The 13867-nt window shown below is 71.6% G+C and carries 11 protein-coding genes; 2 read left to right on the forward strand and 9 right to left on the reverse strand.

The annotated features are described in order from the left end of the window. Position 1 precedes the first annotated feature (1 nt). The gene (locus tag AB0G15_RS18485; protein WP_362840916.1) at positions 2–2518 is read left to right on the forward strand and encodes an FtsX-like permease family protein; all 2517 of its coding nucleotides are present in this window, start codon (positions 2–4) and stop codon (positions 2516–2518) included. 22 nt (positions 2519–2540) lie between these two features. On the opposite strand, the gene AB0G15_RS18490 is transcribed toward AB0G15_RS18485, so the two are convergent. The 9 genes from AB0G15_RS18490 to AB0G15_RS18530 all read right to left on the reverse strand — a co-directional run bounded on the left by AB0G15_RS18490 (position 2541) and on the right by AB0G15_RS18530 (position 11306). Continuing rightward, positions 2541–2810: a hypothetical protein gene (locus tag AB0G15_RS18490; protein WP_362840919.1), complete on the reverse strand. Its 270-nt coding sequence runs from the start codon at positions 2808–2810 to the stop codon at positions 2541–2543. A 103-nt stretch (positions 2811–2913) separates the two neighbouring features. Beyond that, positions 2914–3669, reverse strand: coding sequence for a toxin glutamine deamidase domain-containing protein (locus tag AB0G15_RS18495; protein ID WP_362840921.1), 756 nt, complete (start codon positions 3667–3669; stop codon positions 2914–2916). Between the two features lie 165 nt (positions 3670–3834). Continuing rightward, positions 3835–5013, reverse strand: a complete 1179-nt coding sequence (locus tag AB0G15_RS18500; protein WP_362840924.1) for a pyridoxal-phosphate dependent enzyme — start codon at positions 5011–5013, stop codon at positions 3835–3837. A gap of 340 nt (positions 5014–5353) precedes the next feature. Next, entirely contained in the window at positions 5354–7054 is a 1701-nt protein-coding gene (locus AB0G15_RS18505) for a molybdopterin-dependent oxidoreductase (protein WP_362840926.1), read from the reverse strand. Positions 7055–7176: 122 nt separating this feature from the next. Further along, on the reverse strand, positions 7177–7815 hold the full coding sequence (gene rdgB, locus AB0G15_RS18510; protein WP_362840929.1) for an RdgB/HAM1 family non-canonical purine NTP pyrophosphatase: 639 nt from the start codon (positions 7813–7815) through the stop codon (positions 7177–7179). After that, positions 7812–8528: a ribonuclease PH gene (gene rph / locus AB0G15_RS18515; RefSeq protein ID WP_362680082.1), complete on the reverse strand. Its 717-nt coding sequence runs from the start codon at positions 8526–8528 to the stop codon at positions 7812–7814. The genes rdgB and rph overlap by 4 nt, the downstream gene beginning before the upstream one ends. Before the next feature lie 5 nt (positions 8529–8533). Continuing rightward, positions 8534–9286, reverse strand: coding sequence for an MBL fold metallo-hydrolase (locus AB0G15_RS18520; protein WP_362840931.1), 753 nt, complete (start codon positions 9284–9286; stop codon positions 8534–8536). Between the two features lie 120 nt (positions 9287–9406). Beyond that, a complete protein-coding gene (murI, locus tag AB0G15_RS18525; RefSeq protein ID WP_362840933.1) occupies positions 9407–10228 on the reverse strand; it encodes a glutamate racemase in 822 nt (273 codons plus the stop codon). Positions 10229–10514: 286 nt separating this feature from the next. Further along, a complete protein-coding gene (locus AB0G15_RS18530; protein WP_362840936.1) occupies positions 10515–11306 on the reverse strand; it encodes a thioesterase family protein in 792 nt (263 codons plus the stop codon). A gap of 450 nt (positions 11307–11756) precedes the next feature. On the opposite strand from AB0G15_RS18530, the gene AB0G15_RS18535 reads away from it, so the two are divergent. Then, entirely contained in the window at positions 11757–13664 is a 1908-nt protein-coding gene (locus AB0G15_RS18535; RefSeq protein WP_362840939.1) for a DUF3352 domain-containing protein, read from the forward strand. Positions 13665–13867: the final 203 nt, after the last annotated feature.

The following is a 13867-nucleotide window of genomic DNA, read 5'->3' on the forward strand; positions in this document are numbered from 1 at the left end:
GGTGCTGAGGACGACGCTGGCCGGGTTGCGGGCGCACCGGCTGCGGCTGGTGCTGACGTCGCTGGCGATCGCGCTGGGGGTGGGCTTCATCGCGGGGACGTTCGTGCTGACCGACACCATCGAGGCGGGTTTCACCCAGAAGTTCGCGGCGGCGGCCGACCGGATCGACGTCGCCGTGACCCCCCTGCCCGGCGGGAACGGCGACGAGGCGCCGGCCGTCTCCGAGGCGACCCTGGAGAAGGTGCGCGCCGTGGACGGCGTGGCCGACGCCCAGGGGCTGGTGCGGGGCACGTCCGCCCTGCTCGACAAGGACGGCAAGGCGGCCGGCGACTTCCCCACCGCGGGGATCTCCCTGCCCGAGGGTGACCTGAACCGTACCTCGATCGTGAGCGGTGCGGCGCCGAGGACCGCGACGCAGGCCGTGCTCGACGAGGACACGGCCAGGACCAGGGGCTTCAGGGTCGGCGACGTCATCGCGGTGCTCGACGCGAAGAACGTCCGGCACGAGTTCACGCTGGTGGGCCTGGTCGACATCGGCTTGGACCAGGAGCTCGGATACTTCGGCGCGGTCGGCTACACCACGGACACGGCCAGGAAGATGACCGGGCAGAAGGGGTACCGGGAGGTCGACGTCGCCGCCGCCGAGGGCGTCACCCAGGAGGCGCTGCGCGGCTCGGTCGCCGCGGCCGTGGGCGCGGGTCACGAGGTCAGGACCGGTGAGCGGTACGCGGCGGACCTGGCCAGGTCCAACGGCGCCAACAGCGACTTCCTGATGCTGGGCCTGCTGTTGTTCGGCGTGGTGGCGATGTTCGTGGCCGCGCTGGTCATCTACAACACCTTCAACATCCTGGTGGCCCAGCGGACCCGCGAGATGGCGCTGCTGCGGTGCATCGGGGCGACGCGCGGGCAGGTCTTCGGATCGATCGTGCTGGAGTCGGCCGTGGTCGGCCTGCTGTCGTCGGTGCTCGGCCTGCTGCTCGGCTACGGCCTGGGCGCGGGGGCGCTCGCCGTGCTGGCGGCGTTCGACGCGCCGCTGCCCTCGGCCGCCGCCACCACCCTGACGCCGCGCACCGTCGTCCTGGGCCTGGTCATCGGCCTCACGGTCACGGTCGTCGCGGCGCTGCTGCCCGCGCGGGCGGCGACGCGGGTGGCGCCGATCGCGGCGCTGCGCTCGCAGGCCGAGGAGCAGACCTTCAGGACCGGCCTGGTACGGATGATCTTCGCGGGGCTGTTCCTGGTGGCGGGCGTGGGCATCACGGTGGCCGGGATGTCCATGAAGCCCGGTGAGACCGCCCTCGTGGTGGTGATGGCCGGTTGCTCGTTCGTCTTCCTGGCGGTGCTGATCCTCGGGCCGGTGATCGTCAGGCCGCTGTCCGCGTTCGCGGGGTGGGTGCCCGCCAAGATCTTCGGCGTGCCGGGAAGGCTGGCCGTGGACAACTCCCGGCGCAACCCGAAGCGGTCGGCGACCACCACCGTGGCACTCACCGTGGGCGTGACGCTCATGACGGTCATCTCCGTCGTCACCGGCACCGTGCGGGTGACGTACACCCAGCAGCTCGACGAGCAGTTCCCCTTCGACTACATGGTGCAGACCCAGGAGCGCGACTCGGGCCTGCCCCGCGCGATCGCCGAGGAGCTCCGGACCAGTCCCGAGCTGGCCTCGGTCATCGCCTTCCGCGAGACCACCGCCAGGCTCGCGACCGGGACCGCGAGATACGACGTGGGGACCTTCACCCCGGCCCCGGGCTTCAACCCGCCGCTCGACGCGGGCTCGCTCGACCGGCTCGGGCCGGGCACCGCGCTCGTCGCGGAACGCGTCGCCGAACGGCTCAAGGTCGGGGTCGGCGACCGGATCACCGTACGGACGGCGAAGGCGGGCTCGGTCGGCCTGACGATCGTGGGTCTCTCCGACATCGACGCGAGCCTCGCCAGCCTGACGGTGCCGGAGCGGGATTTCGACCGCTACTTCGGCGAGGTCGGCGACAACCGGGTGATGATCAAGCATCGGGACGGCGTGAGCCCGGACCGGGCGCTCGCGGCGGTCGAGGCGGCGACGGAGCCGTACCCGACGGCGAAGGTCGCCAGCTCGACGGCGATGCGGGGCCAGTTCGACGAGGCGCTCGACATGATGCTGATGATCATCACGGGGCTGCTCGGCCTGGCGGTGCTCATCTCCCTGCTGGGCATCGCCAACACGCTCTCCCTGTCGGTCCACGAGCGCACCCGCGAGTCCGCGCTGCTGCGGGCGCTCGGGCTGACCCGGCCCCAGCTGCGGCGGATGCTCTCGGTCGAGGCGCTGGTCCTGGGCCTCATCGGCGCGCTGGTCGGCGTGGTGCTGGGCGTCGCGTTCGGCTGGGCCGCCGCGCAGACGATGACCGACAACGTCATCTTCCAGCTGCCGGTGCCGCAGATCCTGTCGTTCGTGGCCCTGTCCGGCCTGGCCGGGGTGGTCGCCGCGGTCCTGCCCGCCCGGCGCGCGGCCCGCGCCTCGGTCGTCGGCGCGCTCGCGAGCGGCTGAGTGTGGCGGCCGGGACGTCTCGCTATCGGGGGCGGCGTCCCGGCCACTGCTCGGCCACGGTCTCGGGGTTGAGCAGCGGCCGGATGACGATCTCGCCGGTGGCCCTGTCGATGACCACGCACCCGGAGCCGACGGTGTCGGGCAGCACGCTGGGATCGTCGGACTCGGGCTCGTTCGACCAGGCGACATAGCCCTCGTTGAAGGCGTAGATCCTGATCTCGACGGCGGAGCCGGGGCCGCGGGCCCCGTTGAAGTACTCCTCCGCCACCGCCCTCGCCTGGTCGGGGTTCACGTTGCTCTCCTCGTCTCGCTCATCTCACGGGAACCCGCCGCCACGGGGAAAGCCGCCGGGATCGGGAAAGGCGCCGGGATCGGGAAAGGCGCCGGGGAAGGCGTCACAGCCGCCGCCCCTCCCTGTCGATCACGACGCAGAACACGCCGGTCACCGACTCGTACGGCGGCTCCACCGCCATGTGGCCCCGCTGCGCGTCGATCCAGATCACCTCGCCGTCGAAGTTCACCGCGTTCCACGCGTGGCTGCCCCCGGCCGGCCAGCGGTTGATGATGACCGCGGAGGAGCCGTGCCCCCCGGCCAGCAGCGCCTGCGCGATCGGGAGGTAGGAGTGGCGGCCCTGCCCCACGTACTGGAAGCGCTGCCCCAGCCACCGCTCCGCCCTGGCCACTCCCCCGGCCTCGCCGCTGAGCAGCGGCTTGCCCCCCCTGTCGTACTCGGGCCTGCGCGGCGCGGCCACCGCGGGGGTGCCGTACCAGGTGGAGAGCACCGACAGGGCGCAGTCGATCGCGTTGGTCGCCCGGAACGGGTCGTCCGCCGGGCCTGTCCCGTTGACCAGCCTGATCCACATGCCGCGCGGGTCGGGGAAGCGGCGCGGGGTGCCCTGCTCGGTGAGGGGCACGGCCCGCAGCATGTCCTCCTCGGTCTGCGGATCGGGCCTGGCCAGCCCGCCCGCCACCCCGTACGGCCTGCACTGGTCCAGCCGGGCCGGACCCCAGCGCATCCGCTCCCGCTCCCGCTCGCGTGGCGCCGGCGCCACGACCGGCACCTGGACCTCCAGCTCGAAGTCCCGCCACCGCTGCCCGTCCACCGTCACCACGGGGTTGTAGACCCCCGCGGGCAAACTCCACTCGTTCACGGCTCCCCCGTCACCATCCCCTGGGAGCCAGATAGTAGGGCGACGGCCCTGTACGACACGGAGGAGTTGACCATTTACAAGCCCGGCGACCGCCCGGGGATGGGGCGGCGGAGAGGCAGGTCCGCACGCGCGGAGAAGCGTGGCCGCTCCCCTGAGCACCCACGCTCAGGACATGAGGTCGTCCAGAGTCGGGTGCTCCACGGCCGGGTAACGCCGCGAGCCGACCCCGATGTCCTTGAACCCGCTGGAGGTCGCGACGCAGACCACCGGCCCGTCGAAGTCGCGCCGCAGCTTCCGGTACGCCGCCAGCCCCGCGACCCCCGACAGCTCCTGCCACAACCCTTCGCGGGCGAGGTCGCGCTGCGCCGCCCGCAGCTCCTCGTCGGTCACCAGCACCGCCTCGCCGCCGCTGTCGCGCACGGCCACCACGCCCCGGTGCCCGCCGACCGGCCCTGCGATGGAGTACGCGTCGCTGGGGCCCAGCTCGACGATCGCGGCGGGTGCGCCGGTGGCCAGCGCCCGCGCGTGGGGCCCGCCCGCCGCCGGCTCGCAGGAGAAGATCCGCGGCGTCCGTCCGGCCACCCCGAGCAACCGCAGCTCCACGAAGCCCTTCCACACCCCGTACAGCAGCTCGGCGTAGCCCGTGGGCGCGAACACCGCCGCCGGCACCTGGCCCAGCTGCAGGAACAGCTCGTACGCGATCGTCTTGTAGCCCTCGGGCCCGAACGGGTGGCCGGTGTGCGTCACGGTCTGGTTGCTGACCGGGTGGTAGCCGATCCGGTCCACGATCTCCCGCAGCAGCGGCCAGCGCCTCTCGACCGGCACGGACATGACCGTGGCGCCGTACGCCCGGGTGAACGCCTGCACGGCCGGCGGGGAGTCGGCCGAGGTCAGCACGATGGCGCGCAGCCCGGCACGGGCGGCGTACGCGGCGGCCGAGGCCCCGTGGTTGCCGGACGACGCCACGACCACGCCGGGTGCCCCGCAGGCGACGGCGGCGCTGACGGTGACGCGGTTGAGCCGGTCCTTGTGCGACCAGGTGGGGTTGCGCGACTCGTCCTTGACGTAGACGTCGCCGACCTTCACCAGCGGCGTCCCGCCCTCCCCGAGCGTGGGCGCGTCCAGCGGCGGCAGCAACGGCGACCACCGCGCGATGTCCGGCCCGGGCTCCTGGCCGAACAGGCTGCCGTCCACCCGCGCGTAGTCGTAGGTGACCTCCAGCGGGTAGGCGATCTCACTCGTGCTCGTCAGGGGACACCCGCGGGTCAACGGCGGGAACAGCGGGAACTCGACCGAGGGGTCACCGAGCGAACGCTGGCGGAGCGCGAGTGAGGGACCGTTCACATGAACGGATCCTACTGATCACTCCCGCGCACGCAGGGGTGGTCCGTCCTCGTTGTAATCTCTGTAAACACGCTGGGCATCGGCCCCGCACACGCGGGGGTGATCCCCGTACAGGGATGCGTCTCCCTGTAGTGCCAATTCGTCCGTCCCGCACACGCGGGGATGATCCCGGCACCGGCCGCCCTGAACCTGTTCTCACGGAGCTCGTCCCGCACTCGCGGGAGTGATCTTGGCAGCGACGCCAGCCCGGTTTCATTGCAGCTGTAGATCCCGCACAAGCGGGAGCACGACTCGTCCGCATCGGTCGCAGACTCCGCAGGGTACGAAATCGCGGCCCGGGTCAGGCGACCTCGACGGTGATGGTGTGCCAGCCGGTGGCGCCGTCCGGGGCGATGGGGACGCGGTCGCCGGTCTGGGTGTAGCCGGTGGCGTCGGTGGCGCGGACCTCGATGGTGTGGCTGCCGGGGACGGCGTCCCAGTCGTCGAGGACCCACTGGCGCCAGGTGTCGGCGGTGGGGGCCTCGGCGAGGCGGGCCTGGCGCCACCGGCCCCGGTCGACACGGACCTCGACCGCGTCGATGCCCTTGTGCTGGGCCCAGGCGACACCCGCGACGACGGTCTTGCCCGCCGGGACGGTCGCGCCGTCCCGAGGCAGGTCGATGCGCGACTCGGTCTTGATCGGTCCCTTGGCGGACCAGCCTCTGGGGGTCCAGTAGGCCTCGTCCCGGTCGAAGCGGGTGACCTTGATGTCGGTGACCCACTTGGTGGCCGAGACGTAGCCGTAGAGGCCGGGGACGACCTGGCGGACCGGGAAGCCGTGGTCGACGGGGAGCGGCCGGCCGTTCATGCCGAAGGCCAGCAGGGCGTCGCGGCCGTCCATGACGACGTCGGCCGGGGTTCCGGCGGTCCAGCCGTCGGCGGAGGTGCTGAGCAGCATGTCCGCGTCCTTCTGGACCCCCGCGTCGCGCAGTACCCCGGCCAGGCTGACGCCCAGCCAGCGGGCGTTGCCGATGTAGGGGCCGCCGACCTCGTTGGAGACGCAGCAGAGCGTGACGTCGGCCTCGACCACGGCGCGTTTCATCAGGTCGGCGAAGGTGAGCTCCACGGGCCTGTCGACCATGCCGTGGATCGTGAGGGTCCAGTCGCGCGGGTCGACCTGGGGGACCATCAGGGCGGTGTCGACCCGGTAGAAGTCGTTGTTGGGGGTGACGAACGGCGACAGGCCCTCGATCCTGAGGTCGACCCCGGCGGGCAGCGCGGCGAGGGGCTTCGCGGGCCGGGGCAGCGTGACGGCGCCGCGCGCCGCGCTCACCTCGGCCTGTCCCGAGAGCGCGCGCCCGGCCAGTCCCGCCACCCCGGCGAGGGCCACGCCGCCGACCGCGCCGGTCAGCAGGCCCCGGCGGTCGAAGGCGCGCAGGTCGTTCCCCGCCCGCATGACGGGCGGTGTCGACAGATCAGGGTGCTCCCCGGTCGCCGGCGGGGCCTCGGGCGTGACCAGTCGCAGGCGCGTCGGCCCGGTGTCGTGCGCGGCCCCCGCCGCGCTCACGGCACCGGCGCCACCGGACACTCCTCTGTACGGCCCGGCCCAGGCGTCGTCGGGTACGAGGGCCCGGCGGACGAGCCATCGCAGGACGAGCATGGCGGCACCTACCCCGGCCAGCGTCGGGACGACGTCCATCGGCCCGGAGCCGGGGCGGGCCAGCACGGCGACGACACCGATGAGGCCGAACACGGCCAGCCCCGCCATCCCGTACCGGAGGTCGCGGACGGCGACCCTTCCCAGCCAGGCGGCGATCGCGGCCAGGATCAGCAGGATCCCGGCGAGCAACACGGTCTTGTCGCTCTCGCCGAAGGTGCGGATCGCCCACTCCTTGAGCGGGGCCGGGGTGAGGTCGACGACAGAGTTGCCGACCGCGACGACCGGGAAGGCCGCGGGTTTCACCAGGCCCGCGACGAGCAGCGACACCCCCACCGCGACCGCACCGGACACCAGGCCGATCAGCGCCGAGGCCCAGGAAGGCATGCGCCTGTTGCTCTGCATACCCCGACGCTACGCCCATACGGGACCGAAGGTTCTTACGCGCCGATTACAGGTGCCGTCCCGCGCCGATCACGGGTGCCCCCGGCCACCCGCGAGCACCGTCCGGCGATCCGCCGGCATCCTCAGGCGACCACTTCGGCGATGATCGGGGCCAGCGCGCGGAAGGCGCGGCCGCGGTGGCTGATGGCGTCCTTCTCCGCCGCGGACAGCTCGGCGGTGGTCCGGGTCTCGCCCTCGGGGACGAGGATCGGGTCGTAGCCGAAACCACCGCCGCCGCGCGGAGCGTCGATGATCACGCCGTGCAGCGCACCCTCGGTCACCCGTTCCTCTCCCGACGGGAGTGCCAGCGCCGCCGCGCACGCGAAATGCGCGCCCCGGTGCCCCTCGGGCACGTCGGAGACCTGCGCGAGCAGCAGGTCGAGGTTGGCCCGGTCGTCGCCGTGCCTTCCCGACCAGCGGGCGGAGAAGATGCCGGGCATGCCGTTCAGCGCGTCGACGCAGAGGCCGGAGTCGTCGGCGATCGCGGGCAGGCCGGACTGCCGGGCGACCGCGTGCGCCTTGAGCAGGGCGTTCTCCGCGAAGGTCAGGCCGGTCTCGGCGACGTCGCCGATCTCGGGGAACTCCTCGAGCCCGACGATCTCCACCGGGATCGAGGCGTCGGCCAGGATCCGGCGCAGCTCGGCGATCTTCCCGGCGTTCCGGGTGGCGAGGACGACGCGCGCCTTGGCCGTACCAGAGGCAGCCGTATCGGACCCGCTCATGCCAGTGCCTCCCGCTGGAGGCGGGTGAGCTCGGCGCACCCGGCCGCGCCCAGGTCGAGCAGCTCGTCGAGGGCGGCGCGGTTGAACGGCTTGCCCTCGGCGGTGCCCTGGACCTCGACGAACTCGCCGGAGCCGGTCATGACCACGTTCATGTCCGTCTCGGCGGCGACGTCCTCGGTGTAGCAGAGGTCGAGCAGCGCCGTGGAGCCGACGACGCCGACGGAGACCGCCGCGACCGAGTCGATCAGCGGGTCTCCGCCGCACATCTTGCGCTTGCGCATCCACGCGACCGCGTCGACCAGTGCCACGTACGCGCCGGTGATGGCGGCGGTGCGGGTGCCGCCGTCGGCCTGGAGCACGTCGCAGTCGATGACGATCGAGTTCTCGCCCAGCGTCTTGTAGTCGACGCAGGCGCGCAGGGAGCGGCCGATCAGGCGGGAGATCTCGTGCGTACGGCCGCCGATCTTGCCGCGGACCGACTCGCGGTCGTTGCGGGTGTTCGTGGCGCGCGGCAGCATGGCGTACTCGGCCGTGATCCAGCCCTGACCGCTGCCCCGGCGCCAGCGCGGCACGCTGTCCTGCACGGAGGCGGCACAGAGCACCTTGGTGCCGCCGAACTCGACGAGCACCGAACCCTCGGCGTGCGCGAGCCAGTCACGGGTGATGGTGACGGGGCGGAGTTGATCGGGAGAACGTCCATCTGCACGAGCCATGAAACTCACCCTAGGTCATACCGGGCCCCGCTCCGTGCGAGTTCCATCCGCCCGCCGAACCCGCCGCGGGAGGCGTCCTCCAGGACGCGGTCGCGGTCGTTCCAGGGCACCAGATGCGTGAGCACCAGGGTGTCCACGTCCGCCTTGGCCGCGTGCTCGGCCGCCTGGCGGCCGTTCAGGTGCAGACCGTCGGGCAGGCCCGGCTTGTCGATGTGCGACGCCTCGCACAGGAGCACGTCGACGCCCGAGGCGAGCTTGACCAGTTCGGCGCTCTCACCGGTGTCGCCGGAGTAGGCCACCGAGCGCCCGCCGTGCGAGACCCTGAACCCGTAGGTCTCCACGGGGTGGTTCACCAGCGCCGCCGTCACCTCGAACGGGCCGACCTCGAACGTCCCCGGCGTCAGCCCCACGAAGTCGAAGGCCGTGTCGAGCAGGGGCTCGTCCGGCATCGCGTAGGCGGAGTTCAGCCGCCTGCGCGCGTCGGCGGGCGCGTACACCGGTATCCGGGGCAGCGGGCCCTGCGGAGAATAGGTGCGGACCACGTGGTACGGGCACATGTCGAGGCAGTGGTCGGCGTGCAGATGCGACAGGCAGATCGCGTCCACGTCGTACAGGCCTATGTACTTCTGGAGGGCGCCGAGCGCGCCGTTCCCGAAGTCGAGCAGCATGCGGAACCCCTCCGCCTCCAGCAGATAGCAGGAGGAAGGGCTGTCAGGCCCGGGGAAACTCCCCGAGCATCCAATGATCGTCAGTTTCACGGCGGCCTCCTACGGTTACTGTGCGGCGCCGCGTGTCACGGCGCGGGCGCCGGTGGCCGGTATCCGCCCCCCTTCGTCCGCCGATCTCCGGCGCTCCCCCTACGGAGCGCCCGAGCACCGTCACACGCGATGCCCGTTGTTCGGGACATCCCCTACTACCGCCACTTCGACCGCCTGGATCTCCGGTCCGAGGAACCGTCGTCCGAGGTCGGCGAAGAGGCCCGCGTCGCCGGTGGCGCGGAAACGGTGCCTGGGCGCGCCCCCTACGGCGGCCAGGCCCCGGTCGTGCAGGACGCGGTAGACGTCCTTGGCCGTCTCGTCGGCGCTGGACACCAGCGTGACGCCGTCTCCCACCACATAGGAGATCGGCCCGGCGAGGAGCGGGTAGTGCGTACATCCCAGGATCAGCGTGTCGCACCGGTCGGCGAGCACCGGCTCCAGGTATTCGCGGATGACGTCGATGAGCTCGTCGCTCATCGTCTCCCCCCGCTCGACGAACTCCACCAGGCGCGGCGCCGCCACCCCGGTCAGCCGGACGTCGGGAGCCGCGGCGAACGCGTCCTGGTACGCCATCGACTCGATCGTGGCCCTGGTCCCGATCACCCCGACCCTGCCGTTGCGGGTGGCACGCACGGCACGGCGCGTCGCGGGCTGGATCACCTCGACGACCGGGACGTCGTAGCGCTCCCGGGCGTCGCGGAGCACGGCCGCGCTGGCGCTGTTGCACGCGATCACCAGCATCTTGACGTCGTGCTCGACGAGGTGGTCCATCACCTCCAGCGCGTAGGCGCGAACCTGCGCGATGCTCTTGGGGCCGTACGGCTGCCTCGCCGTGTCGGCCACATAGAAGATCGGCTCGTTGGGCAACTGGTCGATGATCGCCCGGGCCACCGTGAGACCACCGACACCACTGTCAAAGATTCCAATGCTCGCTTGCGACACAGTTCCCAAGGCTAGGCGACCTGGGACGACCGATCACGGTAAGAATCCTCACAACGCCGATTACCAGCTCAGCCATGTATTTTTCGTAACATCCAGCCACACGAGGTCCCGCCGGGGACCACGGCGCCGCACGAAGTCCTGCCGGGTCCTGCGGCGCCGCACGACGCCCTGCCAGGTCCTGCGACGCCGCACGAAGTTGCGAGTCCTGCGGCGCCACACGACGTCCTGCCGAGTCCTGCGGCGCCGCACGACGCCGGGGGTCGTCCGTGGGGACGCGGCCGGGACGTCAGCCCCGCCCGACGCGGGCCAGCTGGCGGGACTGGGCGACCAGGCGTCCGGCGGAGTCCCAGACCTCGACGTCCTCGTCGAACCAGCCGTCGCTGATCAGGCGGCCTCCGGCGATGAGGGTGAGCCAGCCGGGGGCCGGCAGGGCGCGCAGGTGCCAGGTGAGGTCGACCGTGGGTGCCCAGCCGCGTTCTCCGGCGGAGAAGACCACCGGCGGGAGGGCGTCCACGGCCAGCGCCAGCACGTACGGGTCGGGGTCCTGCGGCTCGGCCAGCCGGAAGTAGGCGCGGGCCTCCGGCCTGCCGGTGGGCCTGCCGTCGAGCCAGCCGATGGTGGGAGGGTCGAAGGCCAGCTCCATCTGGGCGTTGAGCGTCATGTTCGACTCGGCCTTGGGAGCGGGCAGCGAGACGCACCGCTCGATCGGCGGCATCGCCACCGAGGGCTCGTCCGTCCAGTCGGGGTCGGCGTCTCCGAGGGTCGCGGTCGTGACGAGCCCCTCGATGAAGGACTTGCCGTCCTGGACCAGGGTCGCCCGGGTCATCGTGGCGGTGCGGCCGGTCTTGACCTGCTCCAGGCGCACCTGCGCGGGACCGGGCCTGGCCGCGCGCAGGAACTGGACACCCGTGGTCACCGGATGCTCGTGGGGAGAGGCGTCAACGACCGCGCGCAGCAGCACGGCCATCAGGTAACCGCCGTTGAGGGGGCCGCCGATCGAGTATCCGGTGTCGAGGCACACGTCGTAGGTGGTCTCGTCCACCCTGATGGCCGCTGTCGCCTCGTCGAACTTCGTCATCCACGCTCCCGAACCTTGTTCTAGAGAGGCCACTTTACCCATTCCGTGCGACCTTCGCTCCCCCGGCCCCGGATGGCCCGCCCGCCGGGGTCGAATCGGCCTCGCACGACCCACCCTCAGAAGCCGAGCCGACCTCGCGTAGTCCACCCCCAAAAGCCGAGCTGGCCTCGCATAACTCGTCAGCCGGAACCGGACCGGCCCCGCACCCACGAAATCGAATCCGGCCGGGACGGCCGGGGTCCGCGGGAAGAACAGGGGGCGGAGATGCGGAAGAAACGGCAGTGACCTGCGGGAATAGGGTGACAAAGCCGACAATGGTCCATAAAGCACTGTTGAGCAGTGGTTGATCCCGCTTAGATGCACCAATCACATAGTTAGTTCAATGCAAGCGGGTTGCTAGCAATGTGCACTAACTTCTCCCTATCCGCTAAGCCCACCTTGTGAGTGATCATGCCTGCCAACAATCCCCCCGACCAGTCGCCCACGCCGGGTCAGAACCCCGACAGGACGATCGCCTACCGATGGAACGAGGGCGCGCAGCACAACGACCAGCCGCACACACAGGCCTATCCGCAGAACGGCCAGCCCGGATATCCCCAGCCTTCCGGCGGCTACCAGCAGGGGCAGCCCTACCCGCAGCAGGGCCTGCCCTACCCGCAGCAGCAGAACCCCCAGCAGGGCTATCAGCAGCCGCAGCAGCCGTACGGCCAGCAGAACTACGGCCAGCAGGCCGGCCAGCAGGGCTACGGACAGCAGGGTCAGCAGGGCTACGGCCAGCAGCCCGGTCAGCCGTACGGCCAGCAGCAGCCCGGCTACCAGCAACAGCAGCAGAACTACGGCCAGCAGGCGTACGCGCAGCAGGGCGGGAACTGGCAGCAGGGTCCCGACTTCCTGAGCGCAGGGCCGCCGGCCGGGCCTCCCGCCCGCAAGGGTGGTAAGGGCTGGCTGCTCGCGGCGATCGCCGCGCTGGTCGTGGCCCTCGTGGGCGGCGGCGGTTTCTTCGCGATCAACCTGCTCAGCGGCGGCGGTGCGCAGCCGCACGACGTGCTGCCCGGCAACGCCATCGGCTACGTGCGCCTCGACCTCGACCCTGCCGCGAACCAGAAGGTGGCGCTGTTCACCATCGCCAGGAAGTTCACGACCACCAAGGACTCCTTCACCGGCGAGGACCCGCGCCAGGCGATCTTCAATCTGTTCAAGAAGGACGCCGACAGCCTCGGCAAGATCGACTACGCCGCCGACGTCGAGCCGTGGCTCGGCGTCCGCGCCGGCGTGGCCGCGCTGCCCCCGGCCAAGACCGGTGCCGCGCCCGGCGTCGTGGTGGCCGTCCAGGTCACCGACCAGGACAAGGCCAAGGCGGGCATCGCCAAGCTGATGGGCGAAGAGAAGTACGGCATCGCGTTCCGCGAGGACTACGCGCTGCTCACCGCCACCCAGGCCGAAGCCGGCAAGGCCGCCGCGGCCGAGCCGCTGTCGGGGAACGCGAACTTCTCCGACGACCTGAGCGCCCTCGGTGAGACCGGCGTCCTCTCCTTCTGGGCGGACGCGGGCAAGCTCGCGGGAATCGCTCCGGAGCTGGCGGCCCAGGACCCCACCGCCCTCGCCCAGATCAAGAACGTCCGCGTGGCGGGCGCCCTTCGCTTCGACGGCGAGTACGTCGAGCTCGCGGGCATCAGCCGCGGCGCCGAGAGCCTGGACATGGGCACTCCCGAGGCCTCCAAGATCGGCACACTTCCGGCCTCCACCGCCGGCGCGATCTCTATCTCCGGTCTCGGCGAGGTGATCGGCAAGCAGTGGGCGCAGCTCATGAAGTCGGCCGACCAGGCCGCGGGCGGCGGCGTCCAGCAGTTCACCGACCAGGCCAAGCAGAGGTACGGCCTGGCGCTCCCCGACGACCTGGTGACGCTGCTCGGCAAGAACATCACCCTCGCCATCGACTCCGGCGGCCTCAACACCAGCCAGCCGAAGTTCGGCGCGAAGATCGTCACCGACCCGGCCAAGGCGCAGGAGGTCGTCGGCAAGATCGAGAAGTTCCTCGCGGACTCCGGGACGGCCGTCCCGCAGCTCGCCAAGGTCCCCGGCGACGGCGTCTTCGTCCTGGCCAGCGCGCAGGACTACGCCGCCCTGCTCAACAAGGACGGCACCCTGGGCGACAGCGAGACCTTCCAGCTCGCGATCCCCAACGCCGGCGAGGCGACCTTCGCCCTCTACGCAGACCTGGACAAGGTGGAGAACCTCTATCTCAGCGGCCTCCAGGGCGAGGACAGGGCCAACCTCCAGGTGCTCCGCGCCGTGGGCATGAGCGGCACCCAGTCGGGCAGCGAGGCGTCCTTCTCGCTGAGGCTCCTGTTCAACTGACCGACCTGATCCACCCGATCCACCTGGCTCCCTGATCCTGTTCGATCAGGCCTCCCCAGATCCCCGGCCGGGCTCCGGCCCGCCGGGGGTCGTCCCGGCCAGGGAACGGCGGAGGGGGGGGGGGGCCCCCCGGCCCCCCCCCCCCCCCCGCGGCCAGTGATACCCCCGCGCCGGGTTGACCCCCCCCCCCCAACCCGCCCCCG

This window comes from Streptosporangium sp. NPDC023825, from assembly GCF_040639575.1.
Classification (GTDB): Bacteria; Actinomycetota; Actinomycetes; order Streptosporangiales; family Streptosporangiaceae; genus Streptosporangium.

Coding starts and splice junctions, on each gene's coding strand:
- AB0G15_RS18505 (WP_362840926.1), bottom strand. CDS start 7,054: ATGCAGAGCAACAGGCGCATGCCTTCCTGGGCCTCGGCGCTGATCGGC.
- rdgB (WP_362840929.1), bottom strand. CDS start 7,815: ATGAGCGGGTCCGATACGGCTGCCTCTGGTACGGCCAAGGCGCGCGTC.
- rph (WP_362680082.1), bottom strand. CDS start 8,528: ATGGCTCGTGCAGATGGACGTTCTCCCGATCAACTCCGCCCCGTCACC.
- AB0G15_RS18530 (WP_362840936.1), bottom strand. CDS start 11,306: ATGACGAAGTTCGACGAGGCGACAGCGGCCATCAGGGTGGACGAGACC.
- AB0G15_RS18535 (WP_362840939.1), top strand. CDS start 11,757: ATGCCTGCCAACAATCCCCCCGACCAGTCGCCCACGCCGGGTCAGAAC.